The organism is Amycolatopsis sp. NPDC104863 (assembly GCF_055582965.1).
The window spans coordinates 993,044-1,009,128 of record NZ_JBVJOW010000004.1 but is presented as its reverse complement, the minus strand read 5'-3'; the positions used below and the strand labels follow the sequence as shown (position 1 = coordinate 1,009,128).

Annotated in this window: 16 protein-coding genes; 11 read left to right on the top strand and 5 right to left on the bottom strand. The window is 71.6% G+C overall.

Annotation, left to right across the window (positions count from 1 at the left end; translation table 11 throughout):
• Positions 1-60: 60 nt before the first annotated feature.
• On the top strand, positions 61-630 hold the full coding sequence (locus ACZ63J_RS26445; RefSeq protein ID WP_465406695.1) for a class I SAM-dependent methyltransferase: 570 nt from the start codon (positions 61-63) through the stop codon (positions 628-630).
• Here the strand turns inward: ACZ63J_RS26445 and ACZ63J_RS26440 are convergent.
• Positions 627-2,390, bottom strand: coding sequence for a serine/threonine-protein kinase (locus ACZ63J_RS26440; RefSeq protein WP_465406696.1), 1,764 nt, complete (start codon positions 2,388-2,390; stop codon positions 627-629). The genes ACZ63J_RS26445 and ACZ63J_RS26440 overlap by 4 nt on opposite strands.
• A 244-nt stretch (positions 2,391-2,634) precedes the next feature.
• Between ACZ63J_RS26440 and ACZ63J_RS26435 the strand changes: the two genes are divergently transcribed.
• Positions 2,635-4,512 carry a propionyl-CoA synthetase gene (locus tag ACZ63J_RS26435; protein ID WP_465302342.1) on the top strand — a complete coding sequence of 626 codons (1,878 nt, stop codon included), beginning with the start codon at positions 2,635-2,637 and terminating at the stop codon, positions 4,510-4,512.
• A 66-nt stretch (positions 4,513-4,578) separates the two neighbouring features.
• Positions 4,579-6,144 (top strand): beta-N-acetylhexosaminidase, encoded by a 1,566-nt coding sequence (locus ACZ63J_RS26430; protein ID WP_465406697.1) that lies wholly within the window; start codon positions 4,579-4,581, stop codon positions 6,142-6,144.
• Position 6,145: 1 nt separating this feature from the next.
• Here the strand turns inward: ACZ63J_RS26430 and ACZ63J_RS26425 are convergent, their stop codons facing one another.
• Together ACZ63J_RS26425 and ACZ63J_RS26420 are read right to left on the bottom strand one after the other, a co-directional pair.
• Positions 6,146-6,742, bottom strand: a complete 597-nt coding sequence (locus ACZ63J_RS26425) for a TetR/AcrR family transcriptional regulator (RefSeq protein ID WP_465406699.1) — start codon at positions 6,740-6,742, stop codon at positions 6,146-6,148.
• The gene (locus ACZ63J_RS26420) at positions 6,732-7,415 is read right to left on the bottom strand and encodes an MOSC domain-containing protein (RefSeq protein WP_465406700.1); all 684 of its coding nucleotides are present in this window, start codon (positions 7,413-7,415) and stop codon (positions 6,732-6,734) included. Before ACZ63J_RS26420 ends, ACZ63J_RS26425 begins: the two co-directional genes overlap by 11 nt.
• Before the next feature lie 55 nt (positions 7,416-7,470).
• Here ACZ63J_RS26420 and ACZ63J_RS26415 point away from each other — a divergent pair, with 55 nt between their 5' ends.
• Entirely contained in the window at positions 7,471-8,826 is a 1,356-nt protein-coding gene (locus tag ACZ63J_RS26415) for a M20 family metallopeptidase (RefSeq protein WP_465406701.1), read from the top strand.
• On the opposite strand, the gene ACZ63J_RS26410 is transcribed toward ACZ63J_RS26415, so the two are convergent.
• Together ACZ63J_RS26410 and exaC are read right to left on the bottom strand one after the other, a co-directional pair.
• Positions 8,795-9,163: a DUF779 domain-containing protein gene (locus ACZ63J_RS26410; RefSeq protein WP_465302333.1), complete on the bottom strand. Its 369-nt coding sequence runs from the start codon at positions 9,161-9,163 to the stop codon at positions 8,795-8,797. The two genes, ACZ63J_RS26415 and ACZ63J_RS26410, sit on opposite strands and share 32 nt — an antisense overlap.
• Complete coding sequence (gene exaC, locus ACZ63J_RS26405) at positions 9,163-10,686, bottom strand: acetaldehyde dehydrogenase ExaC (RefSeq protein ID WP_465406703.1); 1,524 nt, start codon at positions 10,684-10,686, stop codon at positions 9,163-9,165. The genes ACZ63J_RS26410 and exaC overlap by 1 nt, the downstream gene beginning before the upstream one ends.
• Positions 10,687-10,788: 102 nt before the next feature.
• Between exaC and ACZ63J_RS26400 the strand changes: the two genes are divergently transcribed.
• From ACZ63J_RS26400 to ACZ63J_RS26370, 7 genes are all read left to right on the top strand, one after another.
• Positions 10,789-12,261 carry a helix-turn-helix domain-containing protein gene (locus tag ACZ63J_RS26400; protein ID WP_465439632.1) on the top strand — a complete coding sequence of 491 codons (1,473 nt, stop codon included), beginning with the start codon at positions 10,789-10,791 and terminating at the stop codon, positions 12,259-12,261.
• A 247-nt stretch (positions 12,262-12,508) separates the two neighbouring features.
• A complete protein-coding gene (locus tag ACZ63J_RS26395; protein WP_465302329.1) occupies positions 12,509-13,306 on the top strand; it encodes an SGNH/GDSL hydrolase family protein in 798 nt (265 codons plus the stop codon).
• Positions 13,285-13,842: a TetR/AcrR family transcriptional regulator gene (locus ACZ63J_RS26390; RefSeq protein WP_465341428.1), complete on the top strand. Its 558-nt coding sequence runs from the start codon at positions 13,285-13,287 to the stop codon at positions 13,840-13,842. Before ACZ63J_RS26395 ends, ACZ63J_RS26390 begins: the two co-directional genes overlap by 22 nt.
• Before the next feature lie 67 nt (positions 13,843-13,909).
• Positions 13,910-14,632, top strand: a complete 723-nt coding sequence (locus ACZ63J_RS26385; protein WP_465302325.1) for a DUF2786 domain-containing protein — start codon at positions 13,910-13,912, stop codon at positions 14,630-14,632.
• 53 nt (positions 14,633-14,685) lie between these two features.
• Positions 14,686-15,423 (top strand): Long-chain-fatty-acid--CoA ligase, encoded by a 738-nt coding sequence (locus ACZ63J_RS26380; protein ID WP_465406705.1) that lies wholly within the window; start codon positions 14,686-14,688, stop codon positions 15,421-15,423.
• A gap of 69 nt (positions 15,424-15,492) precedes the next feature.
• Positions 15,493-15,828: an ArsR/SmtB family transcription factor gene (locus tag ACZ63J_RS26375; RefSeq protein WP_465406707.1), complete on the top strand. Its 336-nt coding sequence runs from the start codon at positions 15,493-15,495 to the stop codon at positions 15,826-15,828.
• Positions 15,825-16,073, top strand: a complete 249-nt coding sequence (locus ACZ63J_RS26370) for a hypothetical protein (RefSeq protein ID WP_364369735.1) — start codon at positions 15,825-15,827, stop codon at positions 16,071-16,073. The genes ACZ63J_RS26375 and ACZ63J_RS26370 overlap by 4 nt, the downstream gene beginning before the upstream one ends.
• Positions 16,074-16,085 lie beyond the last annotated feature (12 nt).

Sequence of the window (16,085 nt, the reverse complement as noted above, 5' to 3'; positions counted from 1 at the left end):
GACATCACTTGGCAGCCTATCGGCTACCGGTCACCCGACGAGCTGCCTAGCGTCGAAGTCATGCCGATGAACCTGATCCACCGCAAGATCTGCAGCTCGGAGAAGTGGGCGAACACCGTCGAGGAGCGCCTGACGCCGTGGCTTCGGGACCGCGACCTGGGTGACGACGTCCTCGAGATCGGGCCCGGGTTCGGCGCCACCACGAAGGTGCTGCTCGACGTCGTGCCGAAGCTGACGGTCCTGGAAATCGACCACGCGTCCACCGAGCTGCTGCGCGCGAAGTTCGGCGACCGCGCCGACGTCGTCGAGGGCAGCGGCGCGGAGATGCCGTTCGAGTCCGGGCGCTTCTCCGCGGTCGTCTGCTTCACGATGCTGCACCACGTCCCGACCGCGGCGCTGCAGGACGCGATCTTCGCCGAGGCGGCGCGGGTCCTGCGCCCGGGCGGCACGTACTGCGGCAGCGACGGCCAGCTCAACCTGCGCTTCCGCCTGCTGCACGTCGGCGACACGATGAACGTCGTCGACGCGGCGACGTTCCCCGGCCGCCTCGAGAAGGCCGGGTTCGAGCAGGTCGACGTCCAGCTGGAGCCGAAGCAGCTCGTGATCTTCGAAGCCGTGAAGCCCGCTTAGCGGCGGGGCATCTGGCTGCCCGGCTGGCGCGGCACCACCCGCGTCACCGGGCCGTCGGCCGACTTGCCGGCCCGCGAAAGCCACCCCTCGACCTCGCGCCGCACGGCGTTGAGCGTCGGGCGGCGGCGTGGCTCGGGGTCCAGGGAGGCCGCCAGCAGCCGCGCGTGGGCGCTGCGCTGCGGGAGGCGGGACACGGGTTCGGCGCGGGCAGCGGCCATCAGCGCCGCCATCGGGGTCTCGCGGGTGCCGCGCGGGGGCTGGCCGGACAGCGCGTAGCTGATCGTCGCCGCCAGCTGCCAGGCGTCCGACGCCGGGGAGGCCGTCGCGCCCATCGCCTGCTCCGGGGCGACGAAGTCGGGCGTGCCGATCATCATGCCGGTCGCCGTCATCTTCGAGTCGCCCTGGCTGCGGGCGATGCCGAAGTCGATGAGGTGGGCCAGGCCGCTGGGGTCGAGCACGATGTTCGACGGCTTGATGTCGCGGTGCAGGACGCCCTTCTCGTGGGCCGCGGCGAGCGCGCCCGCCATCGTCGCCCAGAGGCGGCCGGCGGCGACGTCGTCGAGCGGGCCCTGGCCGTCGACCAGCTCGGCCAGCGGGCGGCCTTCGAGGTACTCCATGACCAGCGCGAGGCCGTCCGGCTCCTCGGCCAGGTCGTACACCTTGACGCAGTTCGGGTGGCTGACCACGGCCAGCGCGCGGGCCTCGCGCTGCATGCGCTCGGCGGTGTCGCGGTCCGGCGCGTGCGCGATCTTCAGCGCGACCGTGCGGTTGAGCTGGGTGTCGACGGCCTGCCAGACCGTGCCGAAACCACCCGCGCCGAGCTGCTTGACACGCCGGTAGCGGCTGCCGCCGGCGTTGCGCGAGCCGGGCGGCGGCGGGACCGGGCCGGGGGCCGCGGCCAGCGCGCCCGCCATCGGCGGCGGCGGGGGTTCGGGCGCCGAGGCCAGCGCCGTCTTCGGGTACGGCCGGTTGACCGGGGGTGGCGGGGGCGGCGGCGGGGTGGGCCGCGGCTGGACCTGCGACGGCGGTGGGCCCTGCGGCTCCTGGTCGCGCCGCGGCGGCACATCCGGCCGGTTGATGACCGACCACGGCGGCGGCCCGACCATCGCGACCGGGATCAGGCCCAGCACGCTGAACGGCAGGAACCCGAGCCAGAAGTGCAGCGCGGTGTTCGCCTCCATGCCGACGCTGAACAGCAGCATCGCGGCGAACGGGATCCAGAAGAACCGGGACGGCCACTTCGGGCCGCGGCGGAAGGCCGTGCGGCCCTGCAGCATGACGAACAGCAGCGAGCCGGCGCCCAGCACCACGAACGCGAGCAGGTAGACGAAGAACGGGATGTCACTGCCGTTGCGGGAGAACAGCACGTCGTAGACGGACTGGCCGCCGCCGAGGTAGTTGCGCTGGTTGTCCACCCAGCAGCCGCCGGGGCTGTTGAGGCTCGACCACTCCTTGCTGGTCAGGCCGCTTTCCTCGCCCGCCCACGCGGCGCGGTAGACCCCCGACACGCCGTTGGACAGCAGCCACGGCAGCACCAGCGTGGTGACCAGGCCGATCCCGCCGAACACCGAGAGTGTCGTCACGTCGTACCGGTTGCCGGTGCCCTTGCGGATGATCGACACCGCCAGCGCGCCGATCGGCGGCAACAGTGCGACGAGCGCGCCGGCCGCACTCGTGGCCCAGACCCATTCGCCGGGGCAGAAGCCCGGGCCGAACAAGGAATGGGCTAGCGAGAGCAACGCGCTCGCGAGTCCGTTCACCGCCGGGCTCCCCTCACTGTCCGTGTTCACTTCGTATCGCCATGCGGCGTTTCCTCGCAGTCCAGCTTAGGACGCTCCCGGCCGCCGTGAGGTTGCCGGGTCTTTCCGTGACGCTTCCGGTGGCCACACGGTTCCGCCGGCGGCCCGCGCAGTCGAGAAGACGCCGGGGCACCCCCGTTCGCGGAAACCTGACAGGGACAGCGGGCCGCCATTTCGGCACCCCGGCGTCACGAAGGAGCGGAGAATGGGCGCGTACTCCGAGGCTTACCGGCGCAGCCTGGCCGAGCCGGAGGCGTTCTGGCTGGCAGCGGCGGAAAAGATCAGCTGGACGAAGGCGCCGAAAACGGCCCTCGACGACTCGCAGCCACCCTTCTACCGCTGGTTCCCGGACGGGGAGCTGAACACCTCGTACAACACTTTGGACCGGCACGTCGAGGCCGGCCGCGGCGAGCAGGCCGCGCTGATCTGGGACTCGCCCGTGACCGGACAGCAACGCACCTACACCTTCGAGGAGCTGCGGGACACGGTCGCGCGGTTCGCCGGCGCGCTCAGTTCCCTGGGGGTCACGAAGGGTGACCGCGTCCTGCTCTACCTGCCGAACGTCCCGGAAGCCGTGATCGGGATGCTGGCCTGCGCCCGGATCGGCGCGGTGCACTCGGTGGTCTTCGGCGGGTTCGCGCCGAAGGAGCTGGCCGCGCGGGTCGAGGACGCGAAGCCCAAGGTGATCCTGGCGGCGTCCTGCGGCATCGAGCCGACGCGGGTGATCGAGTACAAGCCGATCATCGAGACCGCGCTCAAGATGACCGAGCACCAGCCCGAGCACGTCGTCGTGCTGCAGCGCGAGCAGGCGCTCGCCGAGCTGACCGGCCGCGACCTAGACTGGCGCCGGCTGGCCGCGGACGCCACGCCGGTGGCGCCGGTGCCGCTCGCGGCCACCGACCCGCTGTACATCCTCTACACGTCCGGGACGACCGGGCGGCCGAAGGGCGTCGTGCGGGACAACGGCGGCCACGCGGTCGGGCTGGCGTACTCGATGGACGCCGTCTACGACATCCACGCGGGGGACGTCTGGTGGGGCGCGTCGGACGTCGGCTGGGTCGTCGGCCACTCCTACATCGCGTACGCGCCGCTGCTGGTCGGCGCGACGACCGTGCTCTACGAGGGCAAGCCGGTCGGCACGCCGGACGCGGGCGCGTTCTGGCGGGTCATCGCCGAGCACCGGGTCCGGGGGCTCTACTGCGCGCCGACCGCGCTGCGGGCGATCAAGAAGGTCGACCCGGACGCCGTGGAGCTGGCGAAGTACGACATCTCGGCGTTCAAGACCCTGTTCCTGGCCGGGGAGCGGCTCGACCCGGAGACCTATCACTGGGCGCACGGGAAGCTGGGCAAGGCGATCATCGACCACTGGTGGCAGACCGAGACCGGCTGGCCGACCGCGTCCAACCTCTGCGGCCTGGAGCCGATGCCGGTCAAGGCCGGGTCCGTGACGAAGGCCGTCCCGGGTTCGGACATCCGGATCCTCGACCGCGCCGGCAACGAGCTGCCGGCCGGGCGCGAAGGGGCCATCACGCTGAAGCTGCCGCTGCCGCCGGGGTCGCTGCCGACGCTGTGGGGTGACGACGAGCGCTACCGCCAGGCCTACCTCTCCCGCTACGAGGGTTACTACCTGACCGGCGACTCGGGGTACTTCGACGAGGACGGCTACCTGTTCGTCATGGGCCGCACCGACGACGTCATCAACGTCGCCGGCCACCGGCTCTCCACGGGGTCGATGGAGGCCGTGCTGGCGTCGCACCCGGCGGTGGCCGAGTGCGCCGTGATCGGCGTCGCCGACCAGCTCAAGGGCCAGCTGCCCCGCGGGTTCGTGACGCTCAAGGCGGGCGCGGACATCCCCGAGGACCAGCTGCGCGCGGAGCTGGTGGCCATGGTCCGGGAGGACATCGGCCCGGTCGCCGCCTTCCGCGACGTGTCCATTGTGGACGGACTGCCGAAGACGCGGTCCGGGAAGATCCTGCGCCGGGCGATGCGCGCGATCGCCGACGGCCGCGACGAACCCATGCCCTCGACGATCGAGGATCCGGCGGTGCTGGACGCCATCCGGCCCGCTCTCCGCGGTTCGTAAAGTAGCATTCCAAATGCTCCGGCTGGTCTGTACCTTTGGGAGGAGTCCCCGACCGGAGGTGCCCTGATGCGCTTGTCCAGAGCCGTCCTGACCACGGCGATCGTGAGTCTCACGGCGGTCGGTGCGCCCGCCGCCGCGGCGGCCTCCCCGGCCGCGCCCGAACGCAGCGTGACCGACGTGGTCCCGGCGCCCGTCTCGGCGAAGGCGGACCCGAAGGCGGACTTCCGGCTCACGCCGTTCACCGTCATCAGCGCCGACCGGGGCGCCGGCCAGGTCGCGGACTACCTGCGCGGCCTGCTGCGCCCGGCCACCGGCTACCCGCTGCCGGTCGTGCCGCACGCGTGGGGCCTGCCCGCGATCTCGCTGGAGCTGGGCCACGACGCCCGCACGGGCACCGAGGGTTACGAGCTGAAGGTCAAGCGCGACGGCGTCTCGCTCAAGGCCAACACCGCCGACGGCCTCTTCGAAGGCGTCCAGTCGCTGCGGCAGCTGCTGCCGTCGGCGATCGACGCGAAGCGCGTCCAGCACCGGACGTGGACGGTCGCGGGCGGCACGATCCTCGACTACCCGCGCTTCGGCGAGCGCGGCGCGATGCTCGACGTCGCCCGGCACTTCTTCCAGCCGGACCAGGTCAAGCGCTACATCGACCAGATCGCCCAGTACAAGATCAACACGCTGCACCTGCACCTGGCCGACGACCAGGGCTGGCGCATCGAGATCAAGAGCTGGCCGAAGCTGGCGACGGTCGGCGGCAAGACGGCGGTCGACGGCGACCCGGGCGGCTACTACACGCAGAAGCAGTACAAGGACATCGTCGCGTACGCGGCTTCGCGGCACATCACGGTGATCCCGGAGATCGACATGCCGGGCCACACGAACGCGGCGCAGTCGACCTACGCCGAGCTGAACTGCGACGGCAAGGCCGTCCCGGTGCGCACGGACACCGAGGTCGGCTACAGCTCGCTGTGCATCTCCTCGCCGATCACGTACAAGTTCGTCGACGACGTCGTGCGCGAGCTCGCGGCCATCACGCCGGGCCAGTACCTGCACATCGGCGGCGACGAGGCCCACGCGACGCCGCCCGCGGACTACCTGACCTTCCAGCAGAAGGTGCAGCCGATCGTCGCCAAGTACGGCAAGAAGGTCACCGGCTGGCACGAGATCGCGAAGTCCACGCTCCCGACGTCGGCGGTCCCGCAGTACTGGGACTTCGGCGGGGACAACGAGTCGGTCGCGGCCGCGGCGGCCCGGGGCAACAAGATCCTCATGTCGCCAGCGAACTACGCGTACCTGGACATGAAGTACGACGAGTCGACGCCGCTGGGCCAGGACTGGGCCGCGCTGGTCGAGGTCAAGGACGGCTACAGCTGGGACCCGGCTTCGCTGGTGACCGGCGTCGGCGAGAAGTCGGTCGCGGGTGTCGAGGCGCCGCTGTGGACCGAGACGCTCCGGACCAGCGCCGACCTCGAGTACATGGCGTTCCCGCGGCTGCCGGGGATCGCGGAGATCGGCTGGTCCCCGAAGTCGACGCACAACTGGGACGCCTACCGCGCGCGGCTGGCGAAGCAGTCTCCGCGCTGGGTGACCCAGGGGATCAACTTCTACCGCTCCCCGCAGGTCGACTGGAAGTAGCTCACGCGCCGGCCAGGCGGGCCCTGATCGCCCGCCTGGCCAGTGCGTAAGCGCCGGTCCCGCCGTTCAGGACGGCGTCGGCGTTGGCCGCGCGGCCCAGCGCGTGGAGTTCGAACGCCAGGACTTCGGCGTCGGCGTCCAGGTGGCCGAGGGCGACCGCTTCCCGGGCCGTCTCGCGGATGAACTCCGCGAACGCGCCGCTCGCCGCCGCCACGGCGTCGTGCACCCGGCCCGGGCGGGCGTCGAACTCCGCGCCGACGTTGAAGAAGAAGCAGCCGCCCGGGAACACGCGCTGTTCCGAGTACTCCAGCCAGTTCTCGCAGATCGCCCGCAGCCGCGGCAAGCCGGGCGGGACCGCCCGGGACGGCGCCACGACGTGCGTCTCGAAGATGCCGAGCGCCGCCTCGATCGTCGCGAGCTGCAGTTCCTCCTTGGAGCCGAACAGCGCGAACACGCCGCTCTTGCTCAGCTCCAGCTCGGTGGCCAGCCGGCCGAGGGACAGCCCGTCGAGGCCGTCCACCGACGCGACGTCCACCGCCCGGCGCAGCACCACGCGCCGGGTCGCGTCGCCGCGGGCGAGCCGGCCGTCAACCGGCACGCCGCGCCCGCCAGCGGTCCACAGTGGACTGGATCCCGGCGCTCCACGACACGGCGAGCGCGGGGGTCGCCAGCACGCGGTCGGCGAAGTCCAGCGCCGGCTCGACCTTCTCCGGCGGCAGCTGCCCGTAGTTGGCGAACGAGATCAGGTACACCTCGGCCACCGTGGGCGCGTCCGCGCGCTCGACCAGCTCGACCGCGCCCGACGTCGGGACGGTGCCCGGTCGCAGCACCCGCAGGTACCAGCCGCTGCGCCCGGAGTCGATCATCGCCGGGACGACGTCCTTGCGGCCGGTCTTCATCGCGAGCTTGAAACACGGCGACCGCGGCTGCGAGACCTGCACGAGCGCGTCACCCCAGGCCCAGACGTCGCCGATCCGGACGTCGTCCTCGGTGAGGCCGGACAGCGAGATGTTCTCCCCGAAGTCGGCCGTCGAGGCCTCGAAGCCGTCCTCGGCCCAGGCCGCGTAGTGCTCGGCCGGGTAGACGTAGACGGCCTTGTCGGGGCCGCCGTGCACGGTGAGGTCGGCCTGCCGGTCCCCGTCGAGGTTCAGCTCGGTCAGCTTCAGCTCGGGCGCCGCGACCCGCGCTTTGGTGATGCCACTCCAGACCGGCTGCTCCCGCCGGTACCCCAGCACGCTCGGTTCCCCCACGTAAACGCTGTCGACGTTCATGCTCTCGAAGATAGCACGACCGTTCGTATTGTTTCACGCCTTTAAGGTGGCGGGCATGGAACTGCTCGACCAGGCCCGCGCTCACGTCGACTCCGGCGCCTTCTTCACCGAACTGGCCCGGCTCGTCGCCTATCCCACGGTCAGTGACGCGCCCGAAGGCCGAGCCGCGATCCAGGCCTACCTCGACGAGGTCCTGACGCCCGCGTTGACCGCGCTCGGCTGCGACGTCACCCAGCACCCCAACCCCGACCCGGCGGGCGGGCCGTTCCTGGTCGGCGTCCGCACGGAAGGAGAAGACCTTCCGACGCTGCTCTGCTACGGCCACGCCGACGTCGTCGGGGAGGCCGGCGAGTGGGGCGACGGCCGGGACCCGTGGACGCTGACCGCCGACGGAGACCGCTGGTACGGCCGCGGCACCGCCGACAACAAGGGCCAGCACCTGATCAACCTGACGGCGTTGCGGCTGCTCCTCGCAGCGCGCGGCGCCCTGGACTTCAACCTGAAGTTCCTCTTCGAAACCGGCGAGGAGATCGGCTCACCGGGTCTCGACGAATTCGCCGCACAGCGGAAAGACCTGCTGAAAGCCGACGTCCTGATCGCCTCCGACGGCCCGCGCCTCGACGCGGCGACGCCGACGCTGTTCCTCGGCGCGCGCGGCGGAGTCCGGATCGACCTGGACGTCGACCTGCGCCCGGGCGGCTCCCACTCCGGCAACTGGGGCGGCATCCTGCGCAACCCGGCCACGACGCTGGCCGCGGCGATCGCGAGCCTCGTCGACGGCCACGGCCGCGTCCAGGTGCCCGCGCTGCTGCCGCCGGAGCTGCCGGAGTCCGTCCGCGAAGCGCTGGCCGGCGTCGTCGTCGACGCACCGGACGAGGGCTGGGGCGATCAGCGGCTCACGCCCGCCGAGCGGCTCTACGGCTGGAACACCCTGGAGGTGCTGGCCCTCGACGCCGGGAACGCCGACCGCCCGGTCAACGCCATCCCCGGCCGCGCCCGCGCGGTGCTGCAGCTGCGGTACGTCGCGGGCACCGACGTCGGCGACCTCACGACGGTGCTCCGGGAACACCTTGCCGCACAGGGGTTTCCGATGATCGAGGTGACCACCGAGGCGAGTTTCCGCGCCAGCCGAACGCCGGTCGAGGACCCGTGGGTGGCCTGGGCCCGCGAAGCACTGGCGGAAGCCGGAAAGCCGGTCGCGCTGCTGCCCAGCTTCGGCGGCGGCCTGCCCAACCACGTCTTCACCGACGTCCTCGGCCTGGCGACGCTGTGGCTGCCGCACTCCTACCCGGGGTGCCTGCAGCACGCGCCGGACGAGCACCTGCTCGCCCCGGTCGCCCGGGAGGGGCTGGTGCTCGCCACGGCGTTGTTCGGTGCCTTCAGTTCAGCGCCGCCGACTCTTCGTCGGTGAACAGCCGCGAGCGGATCAGGAAGCGCACGCCTTCGGGCGCCTCCAGGGAGAACCCGCTCCCGCGGCCGGGCACGACGTCGACCGTCAGGTGCGTGTGCTTCCAGTACTCGAACTGCGGCCCGGACATCCAGAACGGGATGTCCGCCATGCCCTCGACGACGAGGTCGCCGAGGTGCACGTCGGTCTGCCCGGTCTTGAACTCGCCCGCCGGGTAGCACATCGGGGCGCTGCCGTCGCAGCACCCGCCGGACTGGTGGAACATCACCGGCCCGTGGGTGGCCGCGAGCTTCCGGAGGAGGTCGGCCGCCTCCTCCGTCAGCCCCACCCGCTCGGCCATCAGAAGAACCCGAGCGCCTGGTCGGAGTAGGACACCAGCATGTTCTTCGTCTGCTGGTAGTGGTCGAGCATCATCTTGTGGTTCTCGCGGCCGATGCCGGAGGCCTTGTAACCGCCGAAGGCCGCGTGTGCCGGGTAGGCGTGGTAGTTGTTCACCCACACCCGGCCCGCCTGGATGTCGCGGCCGGCGCGGTAGGCGGTGTTGCCGTCGCGGGACCAGACACCGGCGCCGAGGCCGTAGAGCGTGTCGTTGGCGATCTTCATGGCGTCGTCGTAGTCGTCGAACTTGGTCACCGACACGACCGGGCCGAAGATCTCCTCCTGGAAGATCCGCATCTTGTTGTCCCCGGCGAACACCGTCGGCTCGACGTAGTACCCGCCGGACAGCTCGCCGCCGAGGTCGCTACGGCCGCCGCCGACCAGGATCTCCGCGCCCTCCTGCTTGCCGATGTCGATGTAGGACAGGATCTTCTCGAGCTGGTCGTTGGACGCCTGCGCGCCGATCATCGTGTCCGTGTCGAGCGGGTGGCCCTGCTTGATCCGGCGGACGCGCTCGACGGCGTCACCCATGAACTTGTCGTAGATGCCGCTCTGCACCAGCGCCCGCGACGGGCAGGTGCAGACCTCGCCCTGGTTCAGCGCGAAGAGCGTGAAGCCCTCCTGCGCCTTGTCGTAGAAGGCGTCGTTCTGCGCGGCGACGTCGTCGAAGAAGATGTTCGGGCTCTTGCCGCCCAGCTCGACGGTCACCGGGATGATGTTCTCGCTGGCGTACTGCAGGATCAGCCGGCCGGTCGTGGTCTCACCGGTGAAGGCGACCTTGCGGACGCGGTTGCTCGACGCGAGCGGCTTGCCCGCCTCGACGCCGAAGCCGTTGACGATGTTCACCACACCCGGCGGGATCAGGTCGCCGATGATCGAGAACAGCAGGTGGATCGACGCCGGCGTCTGCTCGGCCGGCTTGAGCACGATCGCGTTGCCCGCGGCCAGCGCCGGGGCGAGCTTCCAGACCGCCATCAGGATCGGGAAGTTCCACGGGATGATCTGCGCGACCACGCCGAGGGGCTCGTGGAAGTGGTAGGCGACGGTGTTCTCGTCGATCTGCGAGATGCCGCCCTCCTGGGCGCGCAGCGCGCCGGCGAAGTAGCGGAAGTGGTCGATCGCGAGCGGGATGTCGGCGGCGAGCGTTTCGCGGACGGCCTTGCCGTTCTCCCACGCCTCGGCGACCGCGATCTTCTCGAGGTTCTGCTCCATCCGGTCGGCGATCTTGAGCAGGATGTTCGCCCGCGCGTCGACCGAGGTCTTGCCCCACGCCGGCGCCGCGCCCCAGGCCGCGTCGAGCGCCTTCTCGACGTCGGGAGCGGTGCCGCGGGCGATCTCGCAGAAGGTCTTCCCGGTGACGGGGGTCGGGTTCTCGAAGTACTGGCCGCCGGCCGGCGGCACGTACTCGCCGCCGATGTAGTGGTCGTAGCGCGACTCGTAGCTGACGACGCTGCCTTCGGTGTTCGGTGCGGCGTACTGGACCATCTTCCCTGCCTCGTTGCTCGGAGTGACGGAGACCGCGAACGTAGGTCCGGCCACGTTGCACGAGCGTTGCAGCGCTGTGAGCTGGGTCTCTACGCTGGAGACGTGGCAGAGGCGCCCGAGCCGGAGATGCTGCGCGATCCCGAGTCGTACGCGCGGCTGCTGGAACACGTCCGCGAGGCCGTGCTCCAAGGTGTTCCCGGGCCCCGGCCGCCACGCTCGGTCGTCTCCGACTCGTGGAACCGGTCGCTCGCCGCGCGGGTCGACCCGGACGACGGTGAGGCTCCGTTCATCCTCGACCCCGCCGACCTCGCCTCGCTGCGGGAGGCCCACCCGCTGGCGCCGGTGCTGCCGGTGCTGCGGCAGATGCTGGTGAGCATCGCCGACGACGCCGAGCACGTGATGATCGTGACCGACGCGGACGGCCTGATCCTCTGGCGCGAGGGCGCGACGAACCAGCTGCTGCGCGGCGACCGCGTCGGCCTGGTCGAGGGCACGCAGTGGAGCGAGGCGGCGATCGGCACGAACGCCATGGGCACGGCCTTGGCGACCGGCGACCCGGTGCAGATCTACTCGGCCGAGCACCTGGTCCGGCGTTACCACACGTGGACCTGCGCGGCGGCGCCCGTCCGCGACCCCGAGACGGGCGTGCTGCTCGGCTCGATCGACGTCAGCGGGCCGCTGCGCACGGTGCACCCGGCGATGTTGTCGCTGGTCACGGCCACGGCGCAGCTCGCGGAGGGTCAGCTGCGCGCCCAGCTCGCGGTGCGCGACGAGCGGCTGCGGCGGGTGAACATGCCACACCTGGAGGCGTTGCGCGGCCGGCCGGGCGCCCTGCTTTCGGCGGGCGGCCGGGTGCTGGCGGCCCAGGCGTGCCTCCTGCCGTCCACAGTGGACATCCGCCGCGGCGGCGGCACGGTCGCCCTCCCCGACGGCCGGTTGGCGACGGTCGAGCCGTTGCCCGAGGGGTACCTGCTGAGGCTGTCCTCGGGCGGCGGGGGCCAGCGCGCCCGGCTGCACCTGGAGTTCCTCGCCGACGGCGCGCATTCGACCACTGTGGACGGTCGCGACGTCCCGTTGACGTTGCGGCACGCGGAGATTCTCACGTTGCTGGCCCTGCACCCGAGCGGCCTTTCGGCGGAGCGGCTGGCGTTGCAGCTGTACGGCGAGTCGGGCAACCCGGTGACGGTCCGCGCGGAGATCCACCGCCTGCGGTCCCAGCTGGGGGCCTCGGTGGTCCAGACGCGGCCATACCGGCTGGCGGCCGACGTCGACGCGGATTTCCTGCGGGTGCGGGCATCGCTGCGGACGGGTTCGCCGTCGGAGGTGTTGCGGGTGTTCCGCGGGCCGCTGCTGCCGGAGTCCGAGGCCCCGGCGATCCTCGAGGAGCGCGAGTCGTTGACGGCCCAGGTCCGCCAGGTGGCCCTGAACAGCGGCGACCCGGGCGTGCTGTGGTCGTTCTGGGAGACGGCCTGCGGAGTGGACGATTTCGCGGTGCTGGACGGGTTGCTGGGGACGCTCCCGGCGACGGATCCCCGCCGGGCGGCCGTTGCGGCCCACCGGACGCGGCTGGGCTGAGCGCGCCCCGAGCGCCTCTCGGTGGCCTTCGGCGCGAGCGGCTGTCTCAGCCCACCGGCGCGGCCGGGCCGAGCCTGCGCTGAGCGCTCTGCCGCAGCCTCCGCGCGAACGGCCGTCGCAGCCCCACCCCGAGCACCCCAAAGCAGCCTTGACCCGCTCTCACCCCGGGTGAACACGAAGTAGACACCGTCTACAGAAGTTTGATAAACAGTGTCTGCAAGGTGAACCACGGGTTACGGAGATCGGGATGAGCTACCACCGTTTTGTCGTCCTCGGCGACAGCTGCGCCGAAGGTCTCGACGACCCGTACCCCGGCGAAGACCACTACCGCGGCTGGGCCGACTTCGTCGCCGCCGATCTCGCGCGGGACGAGCCGCACTTCCGGTACGCCAACCTCGCCGTGCGGGGACGGAGGCTCGACCAGATCGTCCCGGAGCAGGTTCCCCAGGCCACGAGGCTCGAGCCCGACCTCGTCGCCCTCTTCGGCGGGGGCAACGACATCATGAGCCGGGGCTGGGACGCGCGCACCGTCGCGCGGCGGGTCGACGCCGCCGTCCGTGCCTGCGCCGACATCTCTCCCGTTGTCGTCACCTTCACCCTCAGCGACGTCTCCCACCGGATGCCGCTCGGCCGCCGGATGCGGCCGCGGATCGTCGCGCTCAACGAGGCCATCCGGGAAGCCTCCGTCAGCTACGGCGCCCGGCTCATCGACCTGTGGCCCGACCAGGCCGTCACCGACTCGCGGTACTTCGGCGCCGACCGGCTCCACCTCTCCACGCACGGCCACCGCCGGCTCGCCGCCTACGTCCTCGACCTGCTCGGCCGGGCGGCCGACCCCTCCTGGCTCGCCCCGCTGCCCGGCGCCGCCGAGACCAGCGGCTGGCGCGCCGACCTGCACTGGCTGCTCCACGAGGTCGCCCCGGTCGCCGTCACGCGCACGCGCAACCGGCTGATCGGCCGCCAGCCCGGGGACGGCTTCTTCCCGAAGCGCCCGGACCTGCTCCCCATCACGAGGGAGGAAGCATGGGCACCCGGCAACGCCTGATCACGACGGCTTCCCAGCTGCTGGTCGAAGGCGGGGTCGACGCGGTGACGCTGCGCGGGATCGCCAAGGCCGCCGGCGTCTCGCACGGCGCGCCGCTGCGGCACTTCTCCGGCCGCGCCGAGCTGCTCTCCGCCGTCGCGACCCGCGGGTTCGCCGACCTGCTCGCCCGCCGCGAGACGCTGCCGGACACCTCACCACGCGTCCGGCTGACCGCCGCGTGCCACAGCTACCTCGACTTCGCGCTGCAGAACCCGGCGATGTTCGAGCTGATGTTCCGCCGCGACCTGATCGACGCCGACGACCCGGCGCTCTCGGCGGCGGCGAGCGCGGTGTTCGACACCTTCGCCGTGCTGGTGGCGGCGGTGCCGACCCCGGTCGCCCGGTCGGGCGCCGACCTGCGGCTGGTCGCGGCGTCGCTGTGGGCGGCGCTGCACGGCCTCGCCCAGCTTTGGCTGTGGGGCGGGCTGGCCGGGGCGAGCTTCGCGCCGTCACCGGAGTCCGCGCTGGCCATCACCCTCGACGCCTACCTCGGCTGACCCCGGTCCGCGACACGCGAACCCCCGCTGCACCCGCCCGAACACCTGATCGAATACCCTCACCGCCATGACCGAGTCAGACCCGCAGCTCGAGCGCATCCGCAAGCTGCTGGCGAAGGCCGAGGACCCGGCGGTCACCGAGGCGGAGGCCGAGGCCTACAACAAGAAGGCCGCCGAGCTGGTCGCCCGCTACGGAATCGACCAGGCGATGCTCGCCGCGGCCGGGGCCAGCGACGAGATCGGCACGCTCAAGATCCCGATGAACGACCCGTACAGCCGCGACAAGGCGAGCCTGCTCACCTCGGTCGCGTACCCGCTGCGCTGCCGGACGCTGCTGCACCGCTACGGCCAGAAGGTCGACAGCGTCACGGTGTTCGGCTACCGGTCCGACCTCGGCCGCGTCGAGCTGCTGTTCACCAGCCTGCTGCTGCAGGCGAGCACGCAGCTGACCCGCGTCCGGCCCGACGGCTTCTTCCCCGGCGAGTCGCTGGCCGCGTACCGGCGCACCTGGCTGCACGGCTTCGCGCGCGCTGTGCACGAGCGGCTTTCCCTCGCGGAAGAGGAAGCGGTCCGGACGGCGGCGCCCGGCGCGCGGTCGGCGGAGCTGGTCGTGCGCGACCGCGCGCAGCTGGTGCAGCACGCGTTCGACGAGCAGTTCGGCGACCTGCGCTCGGCCGCGCCGAGGCGGCTGTCCGGCAGCGGGTACCTCGACGGCCACGACGCCGGCACGCGGGCGAACCTCGACCCGTCCGCGCTCACCCGCCGCCGGAACGCGCTGCCCGCCCGCTGACTGTCGCCCGGATGCCGCTATCCGGCCGATCGTCTTTTCGCTTCACTGGGCGCATGCGCGTTGTCGATCTTGCGTCCCGGCCCGACCTGCTCGACGCCGCCCTGAACCTCGGTGACGTGGGCGGCCAGTTCATCTACCAGGGCGCCAGCGGCCGGATGATCACCGGCGAGCGGTTCCTGCGGCACTGGGCGCGCTACTTCCTCATCGCGCTGGACGACGACGGCGTCCCGATGGCCCGCGCGCTGTCGGTCCCGCTCACCTATCCGGCGCCGGACCGCACGGAGCTGCCCGACCACGGCTGGGACCAGGCGATCGAGTGGGCGGCGCAGGACGTGATGGACGGCCGCGCGCCGACCGCGTTGTGCGCGCTGGAAGTCGTGATCGCGCCGCACCGCCGGGGCAGCGGGCTGTCCACGCCGATGCTGAAGGCGTTGAAGGCGCGGGCCGCGGAAACGGGGCTGCGCAAGCTGATCGTCTCGGTGCGCCCGATCGGCAAGGAGGCCGAGCCGGCGGTCCCGATGCCGGAGTACGCGGCCCGCCGGCGCGAAGACGGCCTCCTGGCCGACCGCTGGCTGCGCACCCACGAGCGCCTCGGCGCCCGGGTGGTCAAGGTCTGCCCGTTCGCGGTCACGCTGGCGGGCTCCCTGGCCGACTGGCGGGCATGGACGGGCGTCAAGCTCCAGGACGGCGAGAACTTCATCCCCGGCGGCATCGCCCCGGTGTACGCGTCGACGGCCTACGACACGGCGACCTACGTCGAGCCGAACGTCTGGATGGACCACCCGATGTGACCTCAGGGATCACCCTGATAGCCCTGCGGCGAGCCACCTGCTAACTTTCTTTTGCATGTGGTGGAAGCCGTGACCGGGGACGAGCTCTTGCGGCAGCTGGGCGCCCTCGGCAACCCACACCGGCTGCGGATCATCGCGGCACTGGGGGCCGGACGCGCCTACGTCAGCGAGCTCGCGCGCGAGCTGCGGATCAGCCGCGCGCTGCTGCAGGTGCACCTGCGCAAGCTCGAAGCCGCCGGTCTGGTCACCGCCAGCTTCGAGGTCGGCGAAGACGGCAAGACCCTGCGGTTCTACGAGCTCACCCCGTTTTCCGTCGTGCTGACCCCGCAGTCGATCGCGGCGGCCGTGCCGACGCTGACCACACCGGACTCCGTCCAGCGGGACGGCGAGGAGGGACGGACATGAACTGGCACCAGTGGCAGGAGATCATCGGCGTGACCGGGGTCTTCGTCCTGATCACCGTCGTGCTGTCGATCGCGATCGTGCAGCTGGCCTCGACCTGGCGGGCGAAGGCCGCGCTGGCCCGGGAGCACGAATACCGTTCGCTGGCCGAGAAAGCCGTCCGGACACAGGAAGAAACCGAACGGCGGCTGCAGGACGTCCAGGACCGCCTGCGGTCCATCGAGCACGTGCTGAAGGAGGTCGACTGACCTGAGGCCCTG

Coding starts and splice junctions, on each gene's coding strand:
- ACZ63J_RS26445 (WP_465406695.1), top strand. CDS start 61: ATGCCGATGAACCTGATCCACCGCAAGATCTGCAGCTCGGAGAAGTGG.
- ACZ63J_RS26435 (WP_465302342.1), top strand. CDS start 2,635: ATGGGCGCGTACTCCGAGGCTTACCGGCGCAGCCTGGCCGAGCCGGAG.
- ACZ63J_RS26430 (WP_465406697.1), top strand. CDS start 4,579: ATGCGCTTGTCCAGAGCCGTCCTGACCACGGCGATCGTGAGTCTCACG.
- ACZ63J_RS26420 (WP_465406700.1), bottom strand. CDS start 7,415: ATGAACGTCGACAGCGTTTACGTGGGGGAACCGAGCGTGCTGGGGTAC.
- ACZ63J_RS26415 (WP_465406701.1), top strand. CDS start 7,471: ATGGAACTGCTCGACCAGGCCCGCGCTCACGTCGACTCCGGCGCCTTC.
- ACZ63J_RS26410 (WP_465302333.1), bottom strand. CDS start 9,163: ATGGCCGAGCGGGTGGGGCTGACGGAGGAGGCGGCCGACCTCCTCCGG.
- exaC (WP_465406703.1), bottom strand. CDS start 10,686: ATGGTCCAGTACGCCGCACCGAACACCGAAGGCAGCGTCGTCAGCTAC.
- ACZ63J_RS26395 (WP_465302329.1), top strand. CDS start 12,509: ATGAGCTACCACCGTTTTGTCGTCCTCGGCGACAGCTGCGCCGAAGGT.
- ACZ63J_RS26390 (WP_465341428.1), top strand. CDS start 13,285: ATGGGCACCCGGCAACGCCTGATCACGACGGCTTCCCAGCTGCTGGTC.
- ACZ63J_RS26385 (WP_465302325.1), top strand. CDS start 13,910: ATGACCGAGTCAGACCCGCAGCTCGAGCGCATCCGCAAGCTGCTGGCG.
- ACZ63J_RS26380 (WP_465406705.1), top strand. CDS start 14,686: ATGCGCGTTGTCGATCTTGCGTCCCGGCCCGACCTGCTCGACGCCGCC.
- ACZ63J_RS26370 (WP_364369735.1), top strand. CDS start 15,825: ATGAACTGGCACCAGTGGCAGGAGATCATCGGCGTGACCGGGGTCTTC.